We start from the raw sequence: 25099 nt of genomic DNA, 5'->3' as shown, positions 1-25099 counted from the left end.
ATGAACGGCGACACGGAGCCCACGGGCCTCACGGGCACGGCCCGCGCGCGCGGGCGCAACCCCGTCGGCGGGCACATCCCCGTCGCCGGGGGCCTGGTGAGGACGGGGCTGCCCTACGCCCGGCGGATGGGGGCCGAGACGGTGCAGGTCTTCGTGGCCAACCCGCGCGGCTGGGCCACCCCGGCCGGCGTCGCGCGGCAGGACGAGGAGTTCCGGGCCGCGTGCGCCGAGGAGGACCTCCCGGTCTGGGTGCACGCCCCCTATCTGATCAACTTCGGCTCGCACACCCCGGCGACGGTCGAGCTGTCCGTGGAATCCATGCGGCACTCGCTGCGCCGGGGGCGGGCGATCGGCGCGCTGGGCGTCGTCGTCCACACCGGGTCGGCGACCGGCGGCAGGCCGCGCCGCGAGGCCCTGGCCCAGGTGCACGAGCGGCTGCTGCCGCTCCTGGACGAGCTGACCCGTGACGACGACCCCTGGCTGCTGCTGGAGCCCACCGCCGGGCAGGGTGCGTCGCTGTGTTCCCTGGTCGAGGACCTCGGCCCGTATTTCGAGGCCCTGGAGCACCACCCGAAGCTGGGGGTGTGCCTGGACACCTGCCACGTCTTCGCGGCGGGCCACGACCTCGCCGAGACGGGCGGGATGAAGCGGACGCTCGACGAGCTGGTCTCCGTCGTGGGCGAGGGCCGGCTGCGGCTGATCCACGCCAACGACTCCAAGGAGGCCGTCGGCGCGCACCGGGACCGGCACGAGAACATCGGTTCCGGCCATATCGGGGCCGACCCGTTCGCGGAGCTGTTCACGCACCCGGCGACGGAGGGCGTCTCCCTGACGATCGAGACACCGGGTGGGCCTGAGGGCCACGCGGCGGACGTGGCGCGTCTGAAGGAACTGCGGGCGGCGGCCGCCTGCTGAGGACTTCCGAGAGGTGCCGGGGCGCCCCCGGGGAGTCTCAGATCTCCGGGCCCTCGCCCGGTCGCTCCTGGTAGGTGTAGCGCTGCTCCCGCCAGGGGTCACCGATGTTGTGGTAGCCCCGCTCCTCCCAGAATCCCCGGCGGTCCGCCGTCATGTACTCCACGCCCCGCACCCACTTGGGGCCCTTCCAGGCGTACAGGTGAGGGACCACGAGCCGCACCGGAAAACCGTGCTCGGCGGTGAGCGGCTCGCCGTCCTTGTGGGTGGCGAAAATGGACTGCTCGGAGGTGAAATCCGACAGCCGCAGATTTGAGCTGAAACCGTATTCGGCCCACACCATCACATGGGTGACCTCGGGCGCGGGCGGGGCGAGTTCGAGGATCGTACGGGCCGAAACCCCACCCCATTCGGCGCCGAGCATGCTGTACTTCGTGACGCAGTGCAGATCCGCCACCACCGTCGAATACGGCAGTGCGGAGAATTCGTCGTGCGTCCAGCAGTGCTTGTCCCCGTCGGCGGTCGAGCCGAAGACACGGAACTCCCAGCGGTCCGGTCTGAACCTGGGGACCGGCCCGTAATGCGTCACCGGCCAGCCGCGCTGCAGGCGCTGTCCCGGAGGCAGCTGGGGGAGGTCCCCTTTGCGGCTTTCGGCGTTTTTCGAGGGCCCCATGGCTCCATGGTGTCAGACCTTTGACAGTGCTGATGACCAGGGGTTCCACTATCCGGGCAACTCACACTAAGTGTGCACTTACTGGACGGTTTCGAAGGGCGGTGCGAGGATGCGCGCAACCTGCCAGCCACCCTCGTGGAAGGAGCCTCTGCGATGCAGGGCGACCCTGAGGTCATCGAATTTCTCAACGAACAGCTGACGGCCGAGCTCACCGCCATCAATCAGTACTTCCTGCACGCGAAAATGCAGGAGCACCTCGGTTGGACGAAGATCGCCGAGCACACCCGCGCCGAGTCCTTCGACGAGATGAAGCACGCGGAGGTACTGACCGACCGCATTCTCTTCCTGGAGGGGCTGCCGAACTACCAGCGGCTCTTCCATGTGCGGATCGGCCAGTCGATCGTGGAGATGTTCCAGGCCGACCGCCAGGTGGAGGTGGAGGCGATCGACCGCCTCAAGCGCGGCGTGGAGGTCATGCGGGCCAAGGGCGACATCACCTCGGCCAACATCTTCGAGGCCATCCTCGAGGACGAGGAGAACCACATCGACTACCTCGACACCCAGCTGGACCTGATCGAGAAGCTCGGTGAGCCGCTCTACCTCGCGCAGTTCATCGACCAGTCCAACGGCGGAGCGGACTGAGCCGACCGGGCGGGCGGCACGGGCCACCGGACCCGGAAACAGCCACCCGGGCGGCCTAGGCGGCCTGGGGTATCTCCGAACCGAGCACGTCGGTGTCCCCCTGGTCGGCCAGCTCGCGGCGCGGGCACGCGCCACGGCCGAGCAGGGCCTGGATGCGGCGCACACAGCTGCCGCAGTCGGTGCCGGCCTTGCAGGCGGAGGCTATCTGCCGGGGCGTGCACGCCCCCTTGTCCGCGTGGTCACGCACCTGCTGCTCCGTGATGCCGAAGCACGAGCAGACGTACACGCGGTTCACCGCCCAGCGGGTTGATCAATAAGGTTACCCTTACCTTACCCGGCTGGGCGGCCGAATAACAACGCCGTGGGGCGCGGATCACTCGGATCCGCGCCCCACGGTCGTTCACCGGCCGAAAGCCGTCGTCCTACTGGTCCCGGTACATCTCCGCGACCAGGAACGCCAGGTCCAGCGACTGGCTGCGGTTGAGCCGCGGGTCGCAGGCCGTCTCGTAGCGCTGGTGCAGGTCGTCGACGAAGATCTCGTCACCGCCGCCCACGCACTCCGTGACGTCGTCACCGGTCAGCTCGACGTGGATGCCGCCCGGGTGGGTGCCGAGGCCCTTGTGGACCTCGAAGAACCCCTTGACCTCGTCCAGCACGTCGTCGAAGCGGCGGGTCTTGTGGCCCGAGGCCGCCTCGAACGTGTTGCCGTGCATCGGGTCGCAGATCCACGCGACCTGGGCACCGGACGCCGTGACCTTCTCGACCAGCTCCGGCAGCTTCTCCCGGATCTTGTCGGCACCCATGCGGGTGATGAAGGTCAGCCGGCCCGGCTCGCGCTCCGGGTCGAGGCGCTCGATGAGGGTCAGCGCGTCCTCGGCGGTCGACGTCGGGCCGAGCTTCACCCCGATCGGGTTACGGATCTTCGACGCGAACTCGATGTGGGCACCGTCCAGCTGCCGGGTGCGCTCACCGATCCAGACCATGTGGCCCGACACGTCGTACAGGTCGCCGGTCCGCGAGTCGACACGGGTCAGCGCCGACTCGTAGTCCAGGACGAGCGCCTCGTGCGACGAGAAGAACTCGACGGTCTTGAACTCCTCCGGGTCCACCCCGCAGGCGTTCATGAAGTTCAGCGCCCGGTCGATCTCGCGGGCCAGCGCCTCGTAGCGCTGCCCGGAGGGGGAGGACTTCACGAAGTCCTGGTTCCAGGCGTGGACCTGGCGCAGGTCCGCGTAACCACCGGTGGTGAAGGCGCGGACGAGGTTCAGGGTGGCGGCGGAGGCGTGGTACATCCGCTTCAGGCGCTGCGGGTCCGGCGTACGGGCCTCGGGCGTGAAGGCGAAGCCGTTGACGGAGTCGCCGCGGTAGGTCGGCAGGGTCACGCCGTCGCGGGTCTCGGTCGGCTTCGAGCGCGGCTTGCTGTACTGCCCGGCGATCCGGCCCACCTTCACGACGGGCACGGAGCCCGCGTAGGTCAGCACGGCGCCCATCTGGAGCAGCGTCTTGAGCTTGTTGCGGATCTGGTCGGCGCCGACGGCGTCGAACGCCTCGGCGCAGTCGCCGCCCTGGAGCAGGAACGCCTCACCACGGGCGACGGCTCCCAGGCGCTGGCGCAGCTGGTCGCACTCGCCCGCGAAGACGAGAGGCGGATAGCTTGAAAGCTCCGCGACTACTTCGCGCAGAGCCTCGGCATCCGGGTACTCGGGCTGCTGCGCCGCAGGCAGGTGTCGCCACGTCGCCCGACCGGCGACGGCTTCGATGTCAGCGTTCACGGTCACGATGCAACACTACGGGTTCGCCACGGTCGAATTTACCGGATGCCCGCCTGATGAGACAGATCCGACCGAATGCTGTCCCACCAGGACACCCCCGCACGCGCGGGGACCACTTGGCCGAGCTCGACTCCTGACCGCCGCTCGTCGGCTCACTCCCGCCTGCGCGGGAACCACGCTTTATGTCAACGAACGCGCTCCCCGTCGGGCACGGTCATGCACTAAGGTTCCCGACATGTTCGCGCAGACGACCCAGAACTGGTGGTGGACCGCTCATCCGGCGGCCCACTGATCGCGCGTACACCGACTGACGCACCGCGAAGGCCGCCCGAGGGGCGGCCTTCGGTGTTTCCCGGGGCTGTTCCTCCTCACCGGAAGGAACCCGGATGACCGGCAACACCCACACCCTCCTCGCACAGCTCACCGACCCCGCCTGCCCGCCCTTCGCCCTGCTCCACCGCCGCACCCCCGGGCGCGGCGAGGGCACCGTCGAGCTGCTCCTCGGCACCGTGGCGGAGTACGCGCGGCTCACCGACATCCCGCTGCCGGACGGCCCGCCCGCGGACGGCGCGCCCGCCCTGGACGCCCTCGCCCTGATCCCCTTCCGGCAGATCCGCGAGCGCGGCTTCGACGTCCACGACGACGGCACCCCGCTGGCGGTGCTGCGCCCCCGCGAGTGCCACGAGCTGCCGCTCGCCGAGGTCCTCGCGGCGCTGCCCGCCCACGAGGTGCGGGTGGAGGGCGGCGCCTTCGACGTGGACGACGAGGCGTACGCCCGGATCGTCGAGCGGGTGATCGCGGACGAGATCGGCGCGGGCGAAGGCGCCAACTTCGTCATCCGGCGCACCTTCGAAGGCGAGATCCACGGCTTCGGGGCGGCCGACGCGCTGGCCCTCTTCCGCCGGCTGCTCGCGGGCGAGCGGGGCGCCTACTGGACGTACGTCGTGCACACCGGGGAGCGCACGCTGGTGGGCGCCAGCCCCGAGGCGCACGTCCGGATGTCCGGCGGCACCGTCGTGATGAACCCGATCAGCGGCACCTACCGCTACCCCCCGGAGGGCCCCACCAAGGACGGGCTGCTGGCCTTCCTGCACCACCGCAAGGAGGTGGAGGAGCTGTCCATGGTCGTGGACGAGGAGCTGAAGATGATGTGCACCGTCGGCGACATGGGCGGGGTCGTCGTCGGGCCGCGGCTCAAGGAGATGGCCCACCTGGCCCACACCGAGTACGAGCTGCGGGGCCGCTCCTCGCTGGACGTCCGGGACGTGCTGCGCGAGACGATGTTCGCCGCCACCGTCACCGGCTCCCCGGTGCAGAACGCCTGCCGGGTCATCGAGCGCCACGAGCCGAGGGGCCGGGACGGCCGGGGGCGCGGCTACTACGCGGGGGCGCTCGCGCTCGTCGGCCGGGACGGCGGGGGCGCCCGCACCCTCGACTCGCCGATCCTGATCCGCACCGCCGACATCGACCGGCGGGGCCGGCTGCGGCTGCCGGTCGGCGCGACCCTGGTGCGCCACTCGGACCCGTACGGCGAGGTCGCCGAGACCCACGCCAAGGCGGCGGGCGTCCTGGCGGCGCTCGGGGTGCGCACCGCCCTGCGCGACGCCGGGACCCGGCCCGCGGCCCGGCTCGCCGAGGACCCGGACGTCCAGGCCGCGCTCGACGCGCGCCGCGCGGACCTGGCGCCCTTCTGGCTGCGGATGCAGGGGGCGTCCGCCACGGCCCGGCTGACCGGGCACGCACTCGTCGTCGACGCCGAGGACACCTTCACGGCGATGCTGGCCCACCTGCTGCGCACTTCGGGCCTCACGGTCACGGTCCGCCGCTACGACGAGCCGGGCCTCCGGGAGGCGGCCCTCACCCACCGGGGCCGGGTCGTCCTGGGCCCCGGCCCCGGCAACCCCTCCGACACCGCCGACCCCAAGATGCGCACGCTGCGCGCGCTCACCGCCGAGCTGCTGCGGGGCCACCGGCACGGGCTGCTCGGCGTCTGCCTGGGGCACGAGCTGATCGCGGCCGAGCTGGGGATGGAGATCGTCCGCAAGGCGGACCCCTCGCAGGGGGCGCAGCAGCGGATCGGTTTCTTCGGGCGGGAGGAGACGGTGGGCTTCTACAACACGTTCACCGCGCGCTGCGATGCCGCTGCCGCGGAGGAGCTGGCGATGCACGGGGTGGAGCTGAGCCGGGACGCCGCGAGCGGTGACGTGCACGCACTGCGGGGGCCTGCTTTCGCGGGCGTCCAGTTCCATCCGGAGTCGGTGCTGACGCTGGACGGCGCGGCGATCGTGGCGGAGCTGCTGGCGTCGGTGCTGGTGTCAACTTCCCGGCCGTGAGCAGCCGAGTGCGCGAGTAGGGCACCGCTGGCGGCGGTGGTACCTCCTGCGTCTTGACCGCCCTGGCACGGGCGGTCGGGACGCGTGACTCACGCCCCGCATGCTGGGAATTACACCCGGCAGGTCTCGCACGCTCAAGCGTCGCGGGAAACCGGGTCCACCGGCCATGGCCGGGCTTGTGCCTTCGCAACTCGCATGTGGAGCAGCCACTCTGCCAGATCCCGCGCCACTCCGCGGCTCATGGTGCGGAATGCGATCCTCCCAGGGTGAACCCCGGGCCTTCCGGCCCGCCCCGGCGCCGAGGCCGGCGTGCACCCGTGCACGCCGGCCTCGGCCGGATCAAACCCGCCGACGCCCGAGGGCACCCCGGCCCTCAGCCGAAGAACGTCCGCGCCTCCGCGTACAGCGCGTCCGGCACCGTCTTCAGCCGGGCCGTCGCCTCGCCCAGCGGCACCCGGACCACGTCGGGTCCGCGCAGCGCCACCATCCGCCCGTAGTCCCCGTCCCGCACGGCGGCGATCGCGTGCAGGCCGAAGCGGGTCGCCAGCCAGCGGTCGAAGGCGCTCGGCGTCCCGCCCCGCTGGACATGCCCCAGCACGGTCGTACGGGCCTCCTTGCCGGTGCGGGACTCGATCTCCTTCGCCAGCCACTCCCCCACCCCGGACAGCCGCACATGGCCGAAGGAGTCGTGCGCGGCGGCGTCCTTGAGGACGAGGTCGCCGTCCTTCGGCATGGCGCCCTCGGCGACCACCACGATGGGGGCGTAGCTGGCACGGAAGCGGGAGGTGACCCAGCCGCAGACCTCGTCGAGGTCGAAGCGCTGTTCGGGGACGAGGATGACGTTGGCGCCGCCGGCGAGGCCGGAGTGCAGGGCGATCCAGCCCGCGTGGCGGCCCATGACCTCCACCACGAGGACCCTCATATGGGACTCGGCGGTGGTGTGGAGGCGGTCGATGGCCTCGGTGGCGATGTTGACGGCGGTGTCGAAGCCGAAGGTGTAGTCCGTGGCGGAGAGGTCGTTGTCGATGGTCTTGGGGACGCCGACGCACCGCACGCCGTGTTCCTCGTGGAGGCGGGCGGCGACGCCGAGGGTGTCCTCGCCGCCGATCACGATCAGGGCGTCGACCTCGTCCTTGGCGAGGTTCTCGCGGATGCGGCGGACGCCGTCGGGTTCCTTGAGGGGGTTGGTGCGTGAGGAGCCGAGGATGGTGCCGCCCCGGGGCAGGATGCCCCGGACGGCGGGGATGTCGAGCCGGGACGCGGAGCCCTGGAGCGGCCCCCGCCACCCGTCCCGGTAGCCGATGAAGTCGTAGGCGTGGTCCTGGACGCCCTTGCGGACGACGGCGCGGATGACCGCGTTGAGCCCGGGGCAGTCACCACCGCCGGTCAGCAATCCGACCCGCATGACACTCTCCCTTCAGCCGAGGACGGCGCCCGGCCTCCGGGGGGAGCGTCAGGCGTCGTCGAGACCTCGCTCTATCGCGTAGCGCACGAGCTCCACGCGATTGTGCAACTGGAGTTTGCCCAAGGTGTTCTGTACATGGTTCTGCACCGTGCGGTGGGAAATAACCAGCCGTTCCGCTATCTGCTTGTACGACAGGCCCTTGGCGACGAGCCGCAGCACCTCGGTCTCGCGGTCGGTCAGCCGGGGGGCCTTGGGGTCGTCGGGCGCGGCCGGGGCGGGGTCGGCGGCGAGGCGGCGGAACTCGCCGAGGACGAGCCCGGCGAGGCCGGGGGTGAAGACGGCGTCGCCGACGGCCGTGCGCCGGACGGCGTCCAGCAGCTCCTCGGTGCTGGCGGACTTCAGCAGATAGCCGGTGGCCCCGGACTTGACGGCCTCCAGCACGTCGGCGTGCTCGCCGCTGGCGGAGAGGACGAGGACGCGCAGCGCGGGGTTCTCGCCGACGAGCTCCTTGCAGACGGCGACGCCGGGCAGGCCCGGCAGATTGAGGTCGAGGACCAGCACGTCGGGGGCGGCGGCCCGGGCCCGGCGCACCGCCTGGGGGCCGTCGCCGGCGGTGGCCACCACGTCGAACCCGGCGTCCGCCAGGTCGCGGGCGACGGCGTCGCGCCACATCGGGTGGTCGTCGACCACCATGATCTTCAGGGTCCGCTCTTCGCTCATCGGCCGGCCTCGCTCCCCCGTGGGACTCTCAATTCGACTTCTGTGCCCTGTCCCGGCACGGACAGCAGTTCCGCGCTGCCGCCCAGGTCCCGCAGCCGGCCGCGGATGGAGAGGGCGACGCCCATGCGCCCCTCCCGCTCCGCGTCGGCGAGCCTGCCGTCGGGGATGCCCGGGCCGTCGTCCCGCACGGTGACGATCACCGCGTCCGGCTCGTCCTCCAGCAGGATCCAGGCCCGCGCGCCGTCGCCGGCGTGCTTGCGGACATTGTCCAGCGCGGCGCCGACGGCGGCGGCCAGCTCCGCCGCGGCGGCCGCCTCCAGCAGGACGGCGGTGCCGGGCCCGGCGAAGGAGACGTCGGGGCCGGCGTGCGGGGCGAGCAGCGCCGCCAGGTCGCAGGGGCCTTCGGGGGCCCGCCGGGCGGGCGGTACGGGCCCGGCCGGCCCGGCGGCCTCGGTGTACCGCTCCGGGGTGCCGCGTGCGGGCAGCAGGCCGCCCGCCACCAGGGTGCGCAGGGCGATCTCCTGTTCGCCGGCCATCCTGCCCAGCTCGGCGGCCTCGCCGCCGAGGGCGGTGCCCCGGCGCTGCACCATGGCCAGCACCTGGAGGACGCCGTCGTGGATGTCGCGGGCGAGCCGCTCGCGCTCGCAGGTCGCGGCCTCGATCTGGAGGGCGCGGGCGAGCGTGCGCTCACTGGCGCGGGCCACCTCGACGATGTAGCCGATGGCGATGGAGGAGACCCACACCAGCAGGACGTTGTGGACGGTGTCCCGGGCCGGGCTGCCGCGCTCGACGAGGTTGGCGAGGGCGACGAGCGTGGAGCCGACGGCCGCCCAGCGCCAGCCGCCCTTGATGGCGCAGCCCAGCACGGCGCCGCCGGTCCAGATGGACGGCAGGGTGGCCGCGCCGCCGTCGATGCGCTCCGGGGAGTCGACGACGGTGGTCAGCAGCACGCCGACCAGCGCGATGGTGAGGTCGGCGGTCAGGAAGCGCTTGGTGCAGCGCTCCGGCGAGGAGACCCGGTTCCAGGTCAGTGCCGTCCACAGGGTGAGTACGCCCATGTAGAGCGCACCGCCGAGCGGATGGACGTACTCGTGATAGTTGAAGGCGAACAGTGCGAGGGCGTAGCCGAGCGTCAGAACGCGGTAGCCGGTCAGCGCGCGCCACAGCGGCAGCTCCACCGACATCCGTACGACGCGCGGCTTCCCGCTGCGCGGTGTCATCGACCAACCCCCCAGCCCGGACGGGGCTACGCCTCGGGCTGCTTCCCCGCCTTGTCGAGTCCGGCGGCCTTCGCCGCCTTCTCCTCCTCGGCCTTCCGCTTCGCGTCCTCCGCGATCTGCCGCTTGGCGGCGGTCGCGTAGATGTCGACGTACTCCTGGCCGGAGAGCTCCATGATCTTGTACATGACCTCGTCGGTCACCGAGCGCAGGATGAAGCGGTCGCCGTCCATGCCGTGGTAGCGGCTGAAGTCCAGCGGCCGGCCGATCCGGATGCCCGGCTTGATCATCTTCGGCAGGACCTTGCCGGGCGGCTGCACCTTCTCGGTGTCGATCATCGCCACGGGGATGACGGGCGCGCCGGAGAGCAGCGCCACGCGGGCGAGGCCGCCGGGCTTGCCGCGGTAGAGGCGGCCGTCCGGGGAACGGGTGCCCTCGGGGTAGATGCCGAAGAGCTCACCGCGCTCCAGCACCTCGAGACCGCTCTTGATCGCCGCCTCGCCGGCCCCGCGGCCGCCCGAACGGTCTACGGGCAGCTGGCCCACGCCCTTGAAGAACGCGGCCGTCAGCTTTCCCTTGACCCCGGGGGAGGTGAAGTATTCCTGCTTCGCGATAAAGGTGATCTTGCGATCGAGCACCGCGGGCAGGAAGAAGGAGTCCGAGAACGACAGGTGGTTGCTCGCCAGGATCGCGGGCCCTTCGGCCGGGATGTTCTCCAGGCCCTCCACCCACGGCCGGAAGGCAAGCTTCAGCGACCCGCCGATGGACAGCTTCATAGCGCCGTAGAACAACCGAGAACCTCCTGTAGTGACGAGGAGACCTTAACCTGCCTACCCGCCCGGCGGCGCTCCGCGTACGCTGAGGGGCAGACCCCTTTTCCCGTTCCACCGATCGGAGATTCCGGTGCCGCTCCTCCCCGGCGCCGAGCCGTTCCGCCACGACGGCGGAGAGGTCGGCGTCCTCGTGTGCCACGGCTTCACCGGTTCCCCGCAGTCCGTACGGCCCTGGGCCGAGCACCTCGCGGAGCGCGGCCTCACCGTCTCCCTCCCCCTGCTGCCCGGGCACGGCACCCGCTGGCAGGACATGCAGGTCACGGTCTGGCAGGACTGGTACGCGGAGGTCGACCGCGCCCTGCGGGATCTCCGGGAGCGCTGTTCCCAGGTCTTCGTCTGCGGGCTGTCGATGGGCGGGGCGCTGACGCTGCGGCTGGCGGCGAAGCACGGGGCGGACGTCTCCGGCATCGTCCTGGTCAACCCCGCGAACAAGGTGCACGGCCTGGCGGCCAAGGCGCTGCCGGTGGTGCGCCATCTGCTGCCGACGAAGTCGGGCATCGCCAGCGACATCGCGAAGCCGGGCTGCGAGGAGGTCGGCTACGACCGGGTGCCGCTGCACGCGGCGCACTCCTTCCGCCGCTTCCTGACCATGCTGGACCGGGAACTTCCCCAGGTCACCCAGCCGTTGCTGCTGCTGCACAGCCCCGAGGACCATGTGGTGCCGCCCGTCGACTCGGCGCGGATCCTGGCCCGGGTCTCCTCGCGGGACGTCACCGAGCGGCTGCTGGAGCGCAGCTATCACGTGGCGACCCTGGACCACGACGCCGAGCTGATCTTCGAGGAGACCTTCGCGTTCATCAGCCGGCTTTCGGCGGGTGTCGGGGCGGCCCCCCGTGGCTGAGCACGACGCGGACCGCGACCGCGACGAGAGCCGGGACCCGCTCGACGAGGACGCGGCGTGGGCGGAGCTCGTCGCCGCGTACGGCGAGCAGCCCGACCCGGCGACGGGGCGCTGGCCCGCCTCCGGTGACGTCCTGGACGCCGCCGCGCGCCCGGCTCCGGAGGGCGGCCGGCCCCCGGCCGCCGACCCGACGGGGCCGGAGGAGCCGCCGCTGAAGTCCGGCCCCGCCGCCTCCGACGAGCCGGCGCGGCCCGAGCGGCCCGGCAGCTTCATCGTGTACGCGCCCGGGGTCGGCCCCCGGGACTGGGACGCCCCGTCCGAGGAGGCGCTCGACGACTCCGAGGAGGGCCACTTCGTCCCGCCGGAGCCGCCGCCGCTGCCCACGGGCGATGTGACGTCGCGGTTCGCGTGGATCGCGGTGCTGGGCGGCCCGTTGCTGCTGTTGATCATGGTCCTGCTGCGGCAGGAGCTGACGTGGTGGGTGACGACGCTGGGCGTGGGCGGCTTCCTGGGCGGCTTCGCGACGCTGGTCCTCCGGATGAAGGACACGGACGAGGAGGACGACGACCCCGGGCGGGGTGCGGTGGTGTAGTGACGGGGGCCTTCCTCCCCGCCCCGCTCCTTCCCGCAACCGGGGGCTCCGCCCCCGGGACCCCTTCGCGCGCTGCGCGCGGTGGCCTCACACGCCCGCCGGGCTGAATTTCCGAGGTCCGGGGCCCTGGCCAGAGCCTCGTGCTACGCGGCCGGCACCCGCACGGCCGCCAGCACCGGCAGGTGGTCCGTCGCCGCCCTGAGGTCCCGTTCCTCCACCCCCGGCAGCCCCATGGGAACCCCGCATCCCAGGAACTCCACTCCCCCGGTCGCGAACACCGCGTCGATCCGCTGGAGCGGGTCGCCCAGCCGCGTCGTGTGCTCGCGCCCCCACGGCTCGGTCGTCCAGCCGTCCTGGAGGGCGCCCGCGAGCAGGCCGAAGGTGCGGCCGTCGGGGCGGTCGTTGAGGTCGCCCGCCGCCACGGCGTACGGGACGTCCAGCGCGGCCAGCCGCTCCAGGAGCAGCCCGCCCTGCTCGTACCGCTCCCAGTCCCTGATGCTGAGGTGGCAGCTGAGGACGCCCAGCCGGGCCCGGCCGAAGCGGAGCACGGCGGTCGCGAAGCCGCGCTGGTGGAGCCCCGGGGTGCGGGGCAGCAGGACGTCCTCGGTGCGCTCCACGTGCGCGCGGAGCGAGGACATGATCATCGGGCCGGAGGCGGTGGCGCCGCCGGTGACGTACACCAGGCCGGAGGCGCGGCCGAGCCGGGCCGCGGCCTTGCGCCAGCGGAAGAAGCGCGGGGCCTCCTGGACGCAGACGACGTCGGGCGCGCACGCCCGGATGACCCGGCCGAGCGCGCCCACGTCATCGCGCATGGAGCGGATGTTGTAGCTGAGCACACGGACGACGGCCGAGCCGTCCGGCTCGGTACGGGACGCCGGGAGGTCCGGCAGCAGAGCGGTAGTCATGGACCGGACACACCCTTTCCACCGGGCGGTGCCGGACCGGCACCGCCGGATTCGCCGTCGTGGTCCCGGCCGCCGGGGCGGCCGGGGAGCGCTCAGCCCTGGCGGGCCAGGTCCGCCGCGCCGACCAGGCCGGCCTTGCCGCCCAGCTTCGCGGCGAGCACCTGAGCGTGCGGACGCCACTGGCCGCCGATCAGCCAGCGCTTGAAGGACTTGCGGATGGGGTCGAGGACGAGGTCGCCCTCGTCCGAGACGCCGCCGCCGACGATGAACGCCGAGGGGTCGAAGAGCGAGGCGAGGTCCGCCAGGCCCGCGCCGGCCCAGCGGGCCAGCTCGCGGAAGGAGTCGATGGCGACCGGGTCGCCCTGCCGTGCCGCGGCGCTGATGTGCTTGCCCTCGATGCCCTCGACCGTGCCGTCGCCGAGGCCGAGGAGGATCTCGGCGTTCTCCGGGGTGGCGTTGGCGCGCTGCTTGGCGTAGCGGACGAGGGCGCGGCCGGAGGCGTACTGCTCCCAGCAGCCCTGGCTGCCGCAGCCGCAGAGCAGGCCGTCGGGCACCACGCGGATGTGGCCGAACTCGGCGGCCACGCCGAAGCGGCCGCGGCGAAGCTTGTTGCCGATGATGATGCCGCCGCCGAGGCCGGTGCCCAGGGTGATGCAGATGACGTCGTCGTGGCCCTGGCCGGCGCCGAAGCGGTACTCGCCCCAGGCGGCGGCGTTGGCGTCGTTCTCGACGACGACCGGGAGGCCGACGCGCTGCTCGACCTTGTCCTTCAGGGCCTCGTGGCGCCAGTTGATGTTCGGGGCGAAGAGGACCGTGGCCCGCTTGTCGTCCACGTAGCCCGCGGCTCCGATGCCGACCGCCTCGACGTCGTGGTCGGCGCTGACCGTGCGCACGGCGTCGGCGATGGCGTCGATGACGCCCTCGGGGGTCGGCGGGGTGGGCACCTTGCACGTCGCGAGGATGTTGCCGTCCTCGTCGACCACGCCGGCCGCGATCTTGGTGCCGCCGATGTCGACCCCGATGGTGAGTCCCATGTGTCCCTCAGTTTTTCGCTCGAACCCCGCCGCGACCCACCGTACCGGAGGTGGGGGGACCTCCCGCGCCCTTATGGCCCATGGGGAAGCCGAAGGGGGACCGGGGAGGTTCAGTCGAGGTCGATGCGCTCGGAGCCGCCCGGCGTCCCGTCGTCGCCCCGGGGGCCTTCGGAGCCCGCGGCGGGGCCCCCGGTGGAGTCGCCGGAGGAGTCACGGGCGGGGCCCGCGGGCTTCCCGGCGGAGCCGCCGCGGGTCCAGCGGCCCTCCTGGCCCTGGACGGCGGCGCGGTAGGCGGCGAGCAGCTCGGAGCCGGCGGACGCCAGGTGGTCGAAGACCTCGGGGTTGCGCTCGATGACGGGCTCGACAACGGCCTTGGCCTGCGCGACGACCTGCTGGACGACGTCCTGGGCGGCCGCGCCCGCGAGCGGCAGCTGGAAGGCGGAGACCTTCTCGGCCACGGCGTCGACGAGCTTGCGGAGCTCCTCGGCGGCGCTGCCGGGGGGCTGCCCGTACTCCTCGCGACGGCGGGCCCGCTCGGCGGCGAGGTCCTCGGCGCAGGCCTGTTCCCAGGCGTCGGACGCGGCCTCCGCGTGCGGTGCGGGGCGCTCGTTGGCATCGCTCATGGCGGACTCCTACGGCTGGAATTTCCTTCGACGTTACCCGAACGGTGGAAGGGCGTCGGGAACGGGCCGCGCGGGCCGGACCGGGGCGGCCGGCCGGGGCTCAGGAGGGCCGGGGCCACAGGGCGGGGTCGGGGGTGAAGCGCACGCAGAGGGCGCCGTCGCGCAGCCCGGCCCCGGAGACCGCGCAGCGGCGCAGCGCGGACGGCAGGGGCAGCACCCGGCGGAACGGGCCGACGCCGACGATGAGTTCGTCGCCCCTGCGTATGAGGTCGAGGGCGTCGCGCCGGGCGCCGGGCAGCGGGAGCCGCCAGACCAGTACGCCGTCGGCGGCCAGCCGGTCCTCCACGGTCCAGGCGTCGGGTTCCGGGCCGTCGTCCGCGGTGCCCCAGCCGTCGAGCTCGTCGGTCAGGCCCCGGCCGGCGACGAGGCCGCGGCCGACGGTGGTGGAGCGGGCCCGGTCGACCAGCTCGGCGAGGTCGGCGCGGCCGCGGGGGGCGCGGCCGAGGTGGGGCAGCTCGCAGACGGTGACGCCGTCGACGAGGAACTCCTCGCGCAGTTCCTTGCGGGCGGTGCGCTGCTCACCGGCGAGGGCGGCCGTCCAGGGGTCGGCGGCGTCGGCGCAGTGGTCGGGGAGCAGCCGGTTGGCGACGAGGGCGTCGACGCGGCAGCCCTGGAGGGCCAGGGCCGCGCGGGCCAGGCGGAGCTCCTCGACGGCGGGCGGGCCGGGTTCGGCGACCAGGCGCACGGTGGTGCCGGCCGCCTCGATCACGTCCTGGACGGCGGCGAGCTCGGCCTCCCAGCGCTCGGCGGTCTCGTAGAGCCGCTGGGCGGGCATGGGGACGCCGGCGAGCTGGGCGAGCATCGGGCGCAGGGCGCGGGCGGCCTGCCGCTCGGGGGGCAGCAGCCGGCGCAGGTAGCGCCGGAGCTGCTCGGGGAGGGCGAGCAGGCGGACGGTGTCGTGGACGGGCGGCATGTCGACGACGAGGAGGTCCCAGTGGCCGTCCCGGTCGTGGGCGGCGCGGAGGGCGGCGAGGACGGCGAGGGGTTCGGCGCCGGGGAGTTCGGTGAGCTCCTCGGGGTCGAGGGGGGTGGCGCCCAGGAGGTCGAAGAGGGAGGCGCCGCGGTCCTGGAGCTCGCGGGCGCGGTCCTCGAAGTGCTCGCCGGTGGCGACGCGGGCGGCCCACAGCCCGGGTGCCACCTCGGTGGGCGCCGCCCAGGGCGCCCCGCCGGCCGCGCCCCGGGGCAGCGCGGTGCCGAGCACCGTGTCCGGGGCGGGGCCGCGGTCGCGGGTGAGGAGCAGGGTGCGCCGGCCCTCGCGCGCGGCGGCGAGCGCCGTGGCCGCGGCGGCCGTGGTGCGGCCCGCGCCGCCGGGACCGGTGACGAGGACCGTACGCAAGGTGGAGCCTCCGGCAGTGGTACGTGGTTTCCCGGGGACCGTCGCCGTCGGCGGCCGGTGGGGAGGCCGGGAGAGTGGTGGTACGTGGAGGGTACGGGCGGGCCGGCCCGGCCGGTCGGCGGGGGGTCAGGAGGAGGCCGACGCCGTGCTCTCGACGCGCTGCTTGAGGCCGTCGAGGGCGCGGTCGATGATGACCTTCTCCGCCTTGCGCTTGATCATGCCGAGCATGGGGATCTTGACGTCCACGGTGAGCTGGTACGTCACCTCGGTGTGCTTGCCGCCGGCCGCGGGCTCCAGGCTGTACGAGCCGTCGAGCTGCCGCAGCATCTGGGACTTGACCAGCGACCAGCTGACGACGCCCGGCGCCGGCCAGCTGTAGGCCAGCGTGTGGTCGTCCTTGATGGCGCCGGCGTCGAGGACCAGGCGCACCTGGGCGGCGCGGCCCTCCTCGTCGCGGGCGAGGACCTCGGCCTGCTTGACCTCGCCGGTCCACTCGGCGTAGCGGTCGAAGTCCGCGATCACCGCCATGACCTCGGCGGGGGTCGCCTCGATCGTGATGCTCGAGCTGGTGTGTTCCGCCATCTCCGTGGCTCCTCCGTACCGGTCCCTGTGCCTGCTGTGGCCTGCCGTGCTGCGCCTGCTCGGTCCTGGAACGACCGCCGCTGAAGGCTATCGTGCGCCGCTCGTCACCACTCCAGCACCCACGGTGTCCCGCTGGAGGCGAAGTGGCCGACGTTGACGCATTCCGTGGCGCCGATCCGCATCCGGCGGGCGAGCGGCTGGTGGACGTGGCCGAAGAGGGCGTAGGCGGGGCGGGTGGCGCGGATCGCCTCCAGCAGGGCGGAGCTGCCGCGCTCGAAGCGGCGGGCCACGGTGTCGTAGCAGAGCTCGGGGACGTCGGGCGGGATGTGGGAGCAGAGGACGTCGACCTCGCCGAGGGCCTCGATCTTCGCGGCGTACTCCTCGTCGTCGATCTCGTAGGGGGTGCGCATGGGTGTCCGCAGGCCGCCGCCGACGAAGCCGAAGACCCGGCCGCCGATCTCCACCCGCTCGCCGTCGAGGACGGTGGTGCCCGCCGCGGCGTACTCGGGCCAGAGGTGGGGGATGTCGACGTTGCCGTAGGTGGCGTAGGTGGGGGTGGGGAAGGCGGCGAACAGCTCCGCGTACTGCTTGCGGACGGCGGACTCGATGGCGGCGTTCCGGTCGATCCCCTGCCAGAGGCTGCGGGCCAGGTCACGGGCCTCGTCGAAGCGCCGGGCGGTGCGCAGCTCCACGATCAGGTCGGCGTTGGCCTCGCCGAACAGCTCGGGGAAGATGCCGCGCGAATGGTCGTGGTAGTCGAGGAAGAGGACGAGGTCGCCCAGGCAGACGAGCGCGTCGGCGCCGTCTCCCGCCCGGCGCAGGCCCTCGCTGTTGCCGTGTACGTCACTGACCACGTGAACCCTGAAGCCACCTCGCATACGGATCACCCTAGGGTCTGCGGCGTGTCCGCCGGAAGGTCCCCGACCTGCGGTTACTTCCGGGTCACCGAACGAAGGGGCTAGGGTTCGCAGAGCAGTCCCGTGGCATGTGACGCAGAGAACATCTCGGCGCGACCCCCTATTCGAAAGCGATACCGGTGGGTAACGTCCGGGCAGTCCACTACCCCCCTTGCCTGATCATGGACCGCAGCCGACGCAGCGCCCCTCGAAGACGCGGCGGCGCCGGCGCCCGACGAGGAGCAGCAGTCTTGCGCGAGTTCAGCCTTCCGGCCCTCTACGAGGTCCCTGCGGACGGAAACCTGACGGATCTGATCCGCCGCAACGCCGCGCAGCGCCCTGACGTCGCCGTCATAGGACGTAAGGTCGCCGGCCGCTGGGAGGACGTCAGTGCCGTCACCTTCCTGGCCGAGGTGCGGGCGGCGGCGAAGGGTCTGATCGCGTCCGGTGTGCGGCCGGGCGACCGGGTGGGGCTGATGTCCCGCACCCGCTACGAGTGGACGCTGCTGGACTTCGCGATCTGGAGCGCCGGCGGGGTGACCGTGCCGGTGTACGAGACGAGCTCGGCCGAGCAGATCCAGTGGATCCTGGGCGACTCCGGCGCCGTGGCCGTCGTCGTCGAGTCCGCGGCCCACGAGGCGCTCGTCGACTCCGTGCGCGACCGGCTGCCGGCCCTGGAGCACGTCTGGCAGATCGAGGACGAGGGCGTCGAGCGGCTGCGCGCGGCGGGCGAGGGCCTGACGGACGAGGAGGTCGACGAGCGCAGCGCGCTGGCCGACGCCGACTCCCCCGCGACGATCGTCTACACCTCGGGCACCACCGGGCGCCCCAAGGGCTGTGTGCTGACCCACCGCGCGTTCTTCGCCGAGTGCGGCAACGCGGTGGAGCGGCTGAAGCCGCTGTTCAACACCGGCGACTCCTCGGTGCTGCTCTTCCTGCCCACGGCGCACGTCTTCGGCCGCCTGGTGGAGATCTCGGCGATGCTCGCCCCGATCAAGCTGGGCTGTGTCCCCGACATCCGCAACCTCACCGAAGAGCTGGCCGCCTTCCGGCCGACGCTGATCCTCGGCGTCCCCCGGGTCTTCGAGAAGGTCTACAACGCCGCGCGGGCCAAGGCCCAGGCCGACGGCAAGGGCAAGATCTTCGACAAGGCCGCCGACACCGCCATCGCCTACAGCCGGGCGAAGGACGGCCCGGCCGGCCCCTCGCTGGGCCTGCGGATCAAGCACGCGATCTTCGACCGGCTGGTCTACGGCAAGCTGCGCGCCGTCCTCGGCGGCCGGGCCACGCACGCGATCTCCGGCGGCGCGCCGCTCGGCGAGCGGCTGGGCCACTTCTACCGGGGCATCGGCTTCACGGTCCTGGAGGGCTACGGGCTCACCGAGTCCTGCGCGGCGACGGCCTTCAACCCGTGGGACCGGCAGAAGATCGGCACGGTCGGCCAGCCGCTGCCCGGCTCGGTCGTCCGGATCGCGGACGACGGCGAGGTGCTGCTGCACGGCGAGCACCTCTTCCAGGGCTACTGGAACAACGAGCAGGCGACGAAGGAGGCCCTCTCGGACGCCTGGTTCCACACCGGCGACCTGGGCACCCTCGACGAGGACGGCTACCTCACGATCACCGGCCGGAAGAAGGAGATCATCGTGACGGCGGGCGGCAAGAACGTCGCCCCGGCCGTGATCGAGGACCGCATCCGGGCCCACGCGCTGATCGCCGAGTGCATGGTGGTCGGTGACGGCCGTCCGTTCGTCGGCGCGCTGATCACGCTCGACGAGGACTTCCTGCCGCGCTGGCTGGAGGACAACGGCAAGCCGGCCGGTACGACCCCGGCCCAGCTGGCGGACGACGCGGAGCTGCTGGCCGCCGTGCAGAAGGCCGTCGACGACGGCAACGCGGCGGTCTCGAAGGCGGAGTCGGTCCGTAAGTTCCGCATCCTCCCGGCGCAGTTCACGGAGGAGTCGGGGCATGTGACGCCGTCGCTGAAGCTGAAGCGGAACGTGGTGGCGAAGGACTTCGCGGACGAGATCGAGGCGCTTTACCGCGCGTAGCGCGGTGTGTTCACCGTGACCGGGGTGCGGGACCGTCGCCCGTATCGGTCACGGCTTGTCCTCGGACGCCGGACGGGCCGGGTTTTCCGCCCGTCCGGCGTTTGTCTGCGATCCCGTAGAGCCCGTCCGGCCCCGTTTCTTACAACAGCTCCCGCAGGCGCTCGGCGAGGAGGTCCCAGCGCCAGCGCTCCTCGACCCACCGGCGCCCCCGCTCGCCCATGCGGCGCCGCAGCTCCGGGTCGCCGAGCAGCGTGACGACACGGTCCGCGGTGTCCGCCGGGGAGCCGCCGCGGACGACGTATCCCGTCTCGCCGTCCAGGACGGCGTCGGGGGCGCCGCCGGAGTCCCCGGCGATCACGGGCAGGCCGGTGGCGGACGCCTCCAGATAGACGATGCCGAGCCCTTCGACGTCCAGGCCGCCGCGGCGCGTGCGACAGGGCATGGCGAAGACGTCGCCGGCGCCGTAGTGGGCCGGGAGCTCCTCCCAGGGCACCGGGCCGGTGAAGCGGACGGCGTCGGCGACGCCGGTCTCCTCGGCCAGCTTCCGCAGGTCGTCGCCGTACGGGCCGCCGCCGACGATCAGCAGCACCGCGTCGGGGACGGCGGCCAGGATCCGGGGCATGGCCCGGATGAGGGTGTCCTGGCCCTTGCGCGGCACGAGCCGGGAGACGCAGACGACGACCGGGCGGTCGGTGAGGCCGAGGCGGGCGCGGACCTCGGCGCCGCCGGAGCCGGGGTGGAAGGTCTTCTCGTCCACGCCGGGCGGCAGTTGGACCATGCGGGCGGCGGCCTCGTCGGTCAGCGCGGCGGCGATCCGGGACCGGGTGTACTCCCCCAGGTAGGTGAGCGTGTCCGTGCCCTCGCCGATCCGCCGCAGCAGCTGCCGGGAGGCGGGCAGCTGAGCCCAGCCGGCCTCGTGGCCGTGGGTCGTGGCGATCAGCTTCCGGGCGCCCGCCCGGCGCAGCGCGGGGGCCATCAGCCCGAGCGGGGCGGCGGCCCCGAACCAGACCGAGGAGCAGCCGTGTTCGCGCAGCAGCTCGGTGGCACGGCGGGTGACGCGAGGGGTGGGCAGCAGCATCGTCGTCCGGTCGCGGACGACCTGGAAGGGCTGTTCGGCGTCGAAGCGCGCGGTGGCCTCGGCGCCCTCCTGGCCGCGCTTCCAGGTGGAGGCGTAGACGACGACCTCGGCGGGGTCCAGGCGCAGGGCCATGTTGTGCAGGAAGGCCTGGATGCCGCCGGGGCGGGGCGGGAAGTCATTGGTGACGACGAGGGTCTTGTGCATCGCGTCCCGACAGTACCGGGTGTCCCGGCCCGCACGGCCCGGGAGGTGCCGCCGGGGGGGCGATCGGGCGGCAACGGGGCCGGTGTACCGCCACGTCACCGCGCCAGGGCGGTCCGGGCGGGCATCATGCCTTCCAGTAGCGGCGCGCGGACGGCGTGTGAGGACCGTGAAGGGCGAGGTGGATGATGGCGGGCGCTGGTTTGCGGCTCTCGGTCGCGGTGTGGGCCGTCACCCGGGTCGTGCTGCTGTTGTGCGTGTTCCGGGTGTGGGTGCTGCCGGGTTCGGACGTCTCCGTCGACATCGAGGTGATCTACCAGGGCTGGTACGGGGTGCTGCGCACCGGCACGTTCCCCTACGACGACGTGACGTGGCAGTACCCGCCGGCCGCAGCGCTCGCCGTGCTCGCCCCCGCCCTGCTGCCGTTCCTGGAGTACGCCCCGGCGTTCTTCGTGGTGTGCTTCCTCGCGGACGCGGTGGTCCTCGCCCTGCTGCTGTACGCGGTGCGGGGCGGCCGGCGCAGCGCCAAGGGGGTGTGGGTGTGGGTGGTGGGAGTTCCGCTGCTGGGTCCGATCGTCTACGCCCGTTATGACGTGATGGTGACGGCCGTGGCCGTGGCGGGGCTGCTGGCGGTGGCCCGGCGCACCCGGGCGGCGGGGGCGCTCATGGCGTTCGGCGCGCTGCTGAAGGTCTGGCCGGTGCTGCTGCTGGTGGGGACACCGCGCGGCCGGAGCACCCGGTCCGCGTGGAGCACGGCGCTGGTCACGGCGGTGACGCTGGGGCTGCTCTTCGCGGTGACGATGCCGGGGGCGCTGGCCTTCCTGACCTTCCAGCGGGACCGGGGCACCGAGGTGGAGTCCCTGGGGTCGCTGGTCTTCCACCTGGGCCGGCACTTCGGGTGGCACGGGCACGCGCGGCTGAACTACGGCTCGGTGGAGTTCCTCGGCCCGTACGTCCGCACGGTCAGCAGGCTCGCGCTGGGCCTGAGCGTGCTGGCGTTCGGCTGGCTGCTGGTGTGGCGGCTGCGGGCGCGGCGGTTCGCGGACCACACGCCGTACGACGCGGCGTTCGCGGCGGTGCTCCTGTTCACCACGACGAGCCGGGTGATCAGTCCGCAGTACGTGGTCTGGCTGATCGGTCTGGCGGCGGTGTGCATGACGATGCGGACGACGCGTCAGGGGCTGCCGATCGCGCTGGTGCTGGTGGCCGCGTCGCTGACGCAGCTGGAGTTCCCCTTGTGGTTCTCGCACGTGGTGGCGAGCGACAAGCTGGGCGTGGCGACGCTGACCCTGCGGAACGGTCTGCTGGTGGTGGCGACGCTGATCTCGTGCGCGCGGCTGTGGCGCGAGACGGTGCGCGAGGAGGAACCCGCGGAGCTCTCCCCCGCCCCGCCCGTCCCCGACCCGGGGTCCCCGCCCCGGGCTCCGGTCCTCAAGCGCCGGACGGGCTGAGATCCCAGCCCGTCCGGGGGCACCCCGGCGGTAGCGGAGGGAGGAAGCCGGGGGAGCTTGAGGACACCGCGCGAAGCGCGGAAGAGGGGCCCGGGGTGAAGCCCTCGGTGACGGGAAGGGGCGGGCAGGGCCCCCTCACCCCAGCTCCCGCTCCACATAGGCCCGCCACTCCGCCGTGAACTCCACCTGCGAGATCCCCAGCACCCGCCGCAGCTCCGCCCCCACCGCCCCCGACCGCCGCTCGCGTCCGCCCACCCCCCGGTAGAACGCCACGAGCTTCTCCTCTCCCCACCGCTCCGCGATCATCCGGCAGGCCAGCCAGCCCTCCTCGTACGCGCGGGCCAGCCGCCCGGACTCGCCCGCGAAGCCGAAGTCGGCGTCCGTGGGCAGCCCGCGGGGCGCCTTGCCCGCGGCCACGGCGCGGGCAAGCTCGGGCGCGGCCTGGCGGGCGGTGCGGCCGGTGCCCCGGTAGGCCGTCCAGTCGGCGAAGCCCTCCGAGAGCCACAGCGGGGTGGCCGCCGAGGTCAGGGCGCGGGTGGCGACATGGGCCGTCTCATGGGTGAGGACGACCTGGCGGCCGAAGGAGCCGAGCGCCCCGTACGCCTCGGGGTTGACGATGATCCGGTCGGCCGGTGCCTCGCCGGAACCGCCGACCTCGCCGGTCGTCACGGCGGCGATGCCCCGGTAGTTGGAGACGGGCGAGTCCAGGAGGGCGGCCATCCGCTCCACCGAGGCCGGCATCTGCACGACGACCCGGCCGGGCCACGCGCCCGGCCCCGCCTTTCCGCCCTTTCCGCCCCTGCCTTTACCGCTCTTCCCGTCCCCGCCGTCCCCGCCGTCCTCGTCTCCCTCGCCCGGGCCGCCGTCCCGCCACGCCGCCGCCACCGCGGGCACGGCACGGTCGGCGGCGGCCGCGAGGGCCTCCAGGCGCGCCCGGTCCTGGCCGACCCCGAGGACGAGACTGCGCTCGCCCCGCACCGCCGTGACCGGGCCCTGCTGCCACAGCTGGCGGCCGCGCGGGGCGTCCTCGGCCGTGACGTACCACCGGCCGTCGCGCTCGACGACGGTCAGCCGGGCCTTGGTGACGACCGGTGCCGCGTCATAGCCGGCCAGCCGGTAGCGGAGTTCGGTCTCGGCGGCGAGGCGGCGGCCGTCGCCCTGGGCGGGCGCGAAGCCCCCGGTCCGCACCAGGCGGTACTCCCAGGTGGCCAGCGGCACGGCGGCGAGATTGGCGAACACCCGGCGCTGCTCCGCGCGGTAGCCCTCGGCGGCCGGGTCCACGGCGGCGAGGAAGGCCCGCTCGTCCCGGTCGCGCAGCGCGGCGGACCACCGGTCCAGCAGCGCCCGTACGGCCTTGCGGTCGCCGTCCGGTACGTCCGGCCCGGAGCCCGGACCCAGCGTCCCGCAGCCGCACAGGGCCTGGAGCGTGAGCAGCCCGGCGGCGAGCCAGGCCGCCGCCCGGCGATATGCCCGGCGCGGTGCCCGGCAGCGCACTCGACGGTCCGTTCCGTGAGGTGCCCGACGAGCCGGCCGACGGCACGCCCGGAGAGCCGCCCCGGAATCACCTCCGGGACCGCTCCCTCGTCCGCTCCACCACCGGCCCGTCACGTCCCGCATCGTACGAGCCGCGCGCCCCCCGGCGTACGCTCAGGGCGCGCTCATGGCCGGGTGACGGAGGAAATGGGCATCATGTTGGCCGGGTCGTAGCGCACCCGGGCTCCGGGGTAGGGCGCGTGGACGACCTGACCGTTGCCCACGTACATCGCCACATGGCTGGCGTCACTGCGGTAGATCACCAGATCGCCGGGCCGGGCCTCCGCCAGGGAGACCTGCCGGCCGGCGCCGCGCTGTGCCTGCGAGGTGCGGGGCAGACCCACCCCGGCCCGCCCGTAGGCCCACTGCATCAGGCCGGAGCAGTCGAACGCGCTAGGGCCGGTCGCGCCCCAGGCGTAGGGGGAGCCGACGGCCGAGCGGACCGCCATGGCCGCGGCGGCGCCGCGCGAGGAGGTCACGGCGGCGAGGTCGGGCAGCGCGGCGAGCGGGCTCTCCGTACGGGCGTCGCCGTCCGAGCGCGAGGCCCGCGCGTAGGCCGCCCGCTCGGGGCGGGGCAGGGAGTTGAGCAGCCGGCGGGCCGTGGCGAGCTTCTTCTCGACCTCGCGCTTGTGGCGCTCGACGGCGCGGCGGCTCTCCTCCAGCCGCCCGAGGACCTCCACCGCCTCCGCCCGCTCCTGGCGCAGGGAGCGCTGGGCCTCCGTGAGCGCGCGGAGCTCCTCGCTCCGGCGGCCGCTCACCCGGTCGAGGGTGGCGGCCCGGTCGAGGTAGCCGTCGGGGTCGGAGGAGAGCAGCAGCTGGAGCGCGGGGGCTACGGCACCGTTCCGGTACTGCGCGGCGGCGATCATGCCGAGGGCGGCGCGCATCCGGTTGACCTGCTCCTGGCCGCGCGCGACGCGGTCGGTGGCCTGCTCCACCTTCTCCCGCAGGTCGTCGGCGCGTTCGTCCGCCGCGTTGTATTTCTCGGTGGCGCGCTCCGCCTCTTCGTAGAGCTTGTCGACCTGTGCCTTGACGGTGCCGGGGGACCGGCTCTCGTCGCCCGCGGGGCGGGCGCCCGCGGGTGTGGTGAGGGTGGCCGCCGCGGTGGCCACGGCGGCGGACAGGACGGTGGCCCGCACGGTCTGGGTGAGACCTGACTGCGCGGTACGGCGGTGGGACGCCACGGGCTGCCGCACTCCCTTCCTCTGCTTCCGGTGGACGCGGTCGCCCGGACCGCCCGGGAAGTGCGGACGGCGTGCCGAGGCACCGCGCGCCAGACAGTAGCGGCGTGCTCACCCCGGGTTCAAAGACCGTTCCGCGCCGGAAACTTGACGCCCCGCCGGAGACGCAGGTCACCGGCGGGGCGTGGAGTCAGCGGGGGTCGCCGCGATTCGCCCGAACGGGCGGCGGCTCAG

At 73.3% G+C, this 25099-nt stretch carries 24 protein-coding genes; 8 read left to right on the top strand and 16 right to left on the bottom strand.

Annotation, left to right across the window (positions count from 1 at the left end):
* The gene (locus LUZ64_RS03535) at positions 1–915 is read left to right on the top strand and encodes a deoxyribonuclease IV (protein WP_095584102.1); all 915 of its coding nucleotides are present in this window, start codon (positions 1–3) and stop codon (positions 913–915) included.
* Positions 916–952: 37 nt separating this feature from the next.
* Here the strand turns inward: LUZ64_RS03535 and LUZ64_RS03530 are convergent, their stop codons facing one another.
* Positions 953–1585 (bottom strand): sulfite oxidase-like oxidoreductase, encoded by a 633-nt coding sequence (locus tag LUZ64_RS03530; protein WP_095584103.1) that lies wholly within the window; start codon positions 1583–1585, stop codon positions 953–955.
* Positions 1586–1738: 153 nt separating this feature from the next.
* Here LUZ64_RS03530 and bfr point away from each other — a divergent pair, with 153 nt between their 5' ends.
* Positions 1739–2227: a bacterioferritin gene (gene bfr / locus LUZ64_RS03525; protein WP_087928467.1), complete on the top strand. Its 489-nt coding sequence runs from the start codon at positions 1739–1741 to the stop codon at positions 2225–2227.
* 55 nt (positions 2228–2282) lie between these two features.
* On the opposite strand, the gene LUZ64_RS03520 is transcribed toward bfr, so the two are convergent.
* A complete protein-coding gene (locus tag LUZ64_RS03520) occupies positions 2283–2522 on the bottom strand; it encodes a (2Fe-2S)-binding protein (RefSeq protein ID WP_095584104.1) in 240 nt (79 codons plus the stop codon).
* Between the two features lie 127 nt (positions 2523–2649).
* Positions 2650–4005 carry a class II 3-deoxy-7-phosphoheptulonate synthase gene (locus LUZ64_RS03515; RefSeq protein ID WP_095584105.1) on the bottom strand — a complete coding sequence of 452 codons (1356 nt, stop codon included), beginning with the start codon at positions 4003–4005 and terminating at the stop codon, positions 2650–2652.
* On the opposite strand from LUZ64_RS03515, the gene LUZ64_RS37710 reads away from it, so the two are divergent.
* Positions 3986–4291: a trp operon leader peptide gene (locus LUZ64_RS37710; RefSeq protein WP_107426694.1), complete on the top strand. Its 306-nt coding sequence runs from the start codon at positions 3986–3988 to the stop codon at positions 4289–4291. The two genes, LUZ64_RS03515 and LUZ64_RS37710, sit on opposite strands and share 20 nt — an antisense overlap.
* A 94-nt stretch (positions 4292–4385) precedes the next feature.
* Positions 4386–6332, top strand: coding sequence for an anthranilate synthase family protein (locus LUZ64_RS03510; protein WP_095584106.1), 1947 nt, complete (start codon positions 4386–4388; stop codon positions 6330–6332).
* 373 nt (positions 6333–6705) lie between these two features.
* On the opposite strand, the gene LUZ64_RS03505 is transcribed toward LUZ64_RS03510, so the two are convergent.
* The 4 genes from LUZ64_RS03505 to LUZ64_RS03490 are packed head-to-tail and all read right to left on the bottom strand — an operon-like array spanning position 6706 to position 10465.
* On the bottom strand, positions 6706–7737 hold the full coding sequence (locus LUZ64_RS03505; protein ID WP_095584107.1) for a 6-phosphofructokinase: 1032 nt from the start codon (positions 7735–7737) through the stop codon (positions 6706–6708).
* Positions 7738–7785: 48 nt separating this feature from the next.
* The gene (locus tag LUZ64_RS03500; protein ID WP_095584108.1) at positions 7786–8457 is read right to left on the bottom strand and encodes a response regulator; all 672 of its coding nucleotides are present in this window, start codon (positions 8455–8457) and stop codon (positions 7786–7788) included.
* Positions 8454–9677 (bottom strand): MacS family sensor histidine kinase, encoded by a 1224-nt coding sequence (macS, locus tag LUZ64_RS03495; protein WP_372471985.1) that lies wholly within the window; start codon positions 9675–9677, stop codon positions 8454–8456. The genes LUZ64_RS03500 and macS overlap by 4 nt, the downstream gene beginning before the upstream one ends.
* Before the next feature lie 26 nt (positions 9678–9703).
* A complete protein-coding gene (locus LUZ64_RS03490) occupies positions 9704–10465 on the bottom strand; it encodes a lysophospholipid acyltransferase family protein (protein WP_095584110.1) in 762 nt (253 codons plus the stop codon).
* A gap of 112 nt (positions 10466–10577) precedes the next feature.
* Between LUZ64_RS03490 and LUZ64_RS03485 the strand changes: the two genes are divergently transcribed.
* Positions 10578–11348 carry an alpha/beta hydrolase gene (locus LUZ64_RS03485; protein ID WP_095584111.1) on the top strand — a complete coding sequence of 257 codons (771 nt, stop codon included), beginning with the start codon at positions 10578–10580 and terminating at the stop codon, positions 11346–11348.
* Entirely contained in the window at positions 11341–11940 is a 600-nt protein-coding gene (locus LUZ64_RS03480; protein ID WP_095584120.1) for a hypothetical protein, read from the top strand. The genes LUZ64_RS03485 and LUZ64_RS03480 overlap by 8 nt, the downstream gene beginning before the upstream one ends.
* A 143-nt stretch (positions 11941–12083) precedes the next feature.
* Here the strand turns inward: LUZ64_RS03480 and LUZ64_RS03475 are convergent, their stop codons facing one another.
* From LUZ64_RS03475 to LUZ64_RS03450, 6 genes are all read right to left on the bottom strand, one after another.
* The gene (locus LUZ64_RS03475; RefSeq protein WP_095584112.1) at positions 12084–12845 is read right to left on the bottom strand and encodes an endonuclease/exonuclease/phosphatase family protein; all 762 of its coding nucleotides are present in this window, start codon (positions 12843–12845) and stop codon (positions 12084–12086) included.
* Between the two features lie 92 nt (positions 12846–12937).
* Positions 12938–13879 (bottom strand): ROK family glucokinase, encoded by a 942-nt coding sequence (locus LUZ64_RS03470; RefSeq protein ID WP_087928457.1) that lies wholly within the window; start codon positions 13877–13879, stop codon positions 12938–12940.
* 110 nt (positions 13880–13989) lie between these two features.
* A complete protein-coding gene (locus LUZ64_RS03465; protein WP_095584113.1) occupies positions 13990–14502 on the bottom strand; it encodes a DUF5304 family protein in 513 nt (170 codons plus the stop codon).
* 100 nt (positions 14503–14602) lie between these two features.
* Positions 14603–15898: an ArsA family ATPase gene (locus LUZ64_RS03460; RefSeq protein ID WP_095584114.1), complete on the bottom strand. Its 1296-nt coding sequence runs from the start codon at positions 15896–15898 to the stop codon at positions 14603–14605.
* Positions 15899–16024: 126 nt separating this feature from the next.
* Entirely contained in the window at positions 16025–16480 is a 456-nt protein-coding gene (locus LUZ64_RS03455; RefSeq protein ID WP_095584115.1) for an SRPBCC family protein, read from the bottom strand.
* A 104-nt stretch (positions 16481–16584) separates the two neighbouring features.
* Positions 16585–17358, bottom strand: coding sequence for a metallophosphoesterase family protein (locus LUZ64_RS03450; RefSeq protein ID WP_095584116.1), 774 nt, complete (start codon positions 17356–17358; stop codon positions 16585–16587).
* Between the two features lie 269 nt (positions 17359–17627).
* Between LUZ64_RS03450 and LUZ64_RS03445 the strand changes: the two genes are divergently transcribed.
* Positions 17628–19424, top strand: coding sequence for an AMP-dependent synthetase/ligase (locus LUZ64_RS03445; protein ID WP_095584117.1), 1797 nt, complete (start codon positions 17628–17630; stop codon positions 19422–19424).
* A 139-nt stretch (positions 19425–19563) separates the two neighbouring features.
* Here LUZ64_RS03445 and LUZ64_RS03440 read toward each other — a convergent pair whose 3' ends face one another.
* Positions 19564–20706 carry a glycosyltransferase family 4 protein gene (locus tag LUZ64_RS03440; RefSeq protein ID WP_095584118.1) on the bottom strand — a complete coding sequence of 381 codons (1143 nt, stop codon included), beginning with the start codon at positions 20704–20706 and terminating at the stop codon, positions 19564–19566.
* Between the two features lie 182 nt (positions 20707–20888).
* Here LUZ64_RS03440 and LUZ64_RS03435 point away from each other — a divergent pair, with 182 nt between their 5' ends.
* Positions 20889–22154 (top strand): glycosyltransferase 87 family protein, encoded by a 1266-nt coding sequence (locus LUZ64_RS03435; protein ID WP_372471986.1) that lies wholly within the window; start codon positions 20889–20891, stop codon positions 22152–22154.
* A 135-nt stretch (positions 22155–22289) separates the two neighbouring features.
* On the opposite strand, the gene LUZ64_RS03430 is transcribed toward LUZ64_RS03435, so the two are convergent.
* Positions 22290–23648, bottom strand: a complete 1359-nt coding sequence (locus LUZ64_RS03430; protein WP_232390016.1) for a hypothetical protein — start codon at positions 23646–23648, stop codon at positions 22290–22292.
* A gap of 164 nt (positions 23649–23812) precedes the next feature.
* The gene (locus LUZ64_RS03425) at positions 23813–24868 is read right to left on the bottom strand and encodes a C40 family peptidase (protein WP_095581811.1); all 1056 of its coding nucleotides are present in this window, start codon (positions 24866–24868) and stop codon (positions 23813–23815) included.
* Positions 24869–25099 lie beyond the last annotated feature (231 nt).

Source organism: Streptomyces albireticuli (genome assembly GCF_021228125.1).
GTDB lineage: Bacteria > Actinomycetota > Actinomycetes > Streptomycetales > Streptomycetaceae > Streptomyces > Streptomyces albireticuli.
The sequence above is the reverse complement of the archived record's forward strand: the minus strand, read 5'-3'. Positions and strand labels throughout refer to the sequence as shown.

Bases quoted from the DNA above. Each gene is read 5' to 3' on its own strand.
- LUZ64_RS03535 (WP_095584102.1), top strand. From the start codon at position 1: ATGAACGGCGACACGGAGCCCACGGGCCTCACGGGCACGGCCCGCGCG.
- LUZ64_RS03530 (WP_095584103.1), bottom strand. From the start codon at position 1,585: ATGGGGCCCTCGAAAAACGCCGAAAGCCGCAAAGGGGACCTCCCCCAG.
- bfr (WP_087928467.1), top strand. From the start codon at position 1,739: ATGCAGGGCGACCCTGAGGTCATCGAATTTCTCAACGAACAGCTGACG.
- LUZ64_RS37710 (WP_107426694.1), top strand. From the start codon at position 3,986: ATGTCAGCGTTCACGGTCACGATGCAACACTACGGGTTCGCCACGGTC.
- LUZ64_RS03510 (WP_095584106.1), top strand. From the start codon at position 4,386: ATGACCGGCAACACCCACACCCTCCTCGCACAGCTCACCGACCCCGCC.
- LUZ64_RS03505 (WP_095584107.1), bottom strand. From the start codon at position 7,737: ATGCGGGTCGGATTGCTGACCGGCGGTGGTGACTGCCCCGGGCTCAAC.
- LUZ64_RS03500 (WP_095584108.1), bottom strand. From the start codon at position 8,457: ATGAGCGAAGAGCGGACCCTGAAGATCATGGTGGTCGACGACCACCCG.
- macS (WP_372471985.1), bottom strand. From the start codon at position 9,677: ATGACACCGCGCAGCGGGAAGCCGCGCGTCGTACGGATGTCGGTGGAG.
- LUZ64_RS03475 (WP_095584112.1), bottom strand. From the start codon at position 12,845: ATGACTACCGCTCTGCTGCCGGACCTCCCGGCGTCCCGTACCGAGCCG.
- LUZ64_RS03470 (WP_087928457.1), bottom strand. From the start codon at position 13,879: ATGGGACTCACCATCGGGGTCGACATCGGCGGCACCAAGATCGCGGCC.
- LUZ64_RS03465 (WP_095584113.1), bottom strand. From the start codon at position 14,502: ATGAGCGATGCCAACGAGCGCCCCGCACCGCACGCGGAGGCCGCGTCC.
- LUZ64_RS03455 (WP_095584115.1), bottom strand. From the start codon at position 16,480: ATGGCGGAACACACCAGCTCGAGCATCACGATCGAGGCGACCCCCGCC.
- LUZ64_RS03450 (WP_095584116.1), bottom strand. From the start codon at position 17,358: ATGCGAGGTGGCTTCAGGGTTCACGTGGTCAGTGACGTACACGGCAAC.
- LUZ64_RS03440 (WP_095584118.1), bottom strand. From the start codon at position 20,706: ATGCACAAGACCCTCGTCGTCACCAATGACTTCCCGCCCCGCCCCGGC.
- LUZ64_RS03435 (WP_372471986.1), top strand. From the start codon at position 20,889: ATGATGGCGGGCGCTGGTTTGCGGCTCTCGGTCGCGGTGTGGGCCGTC.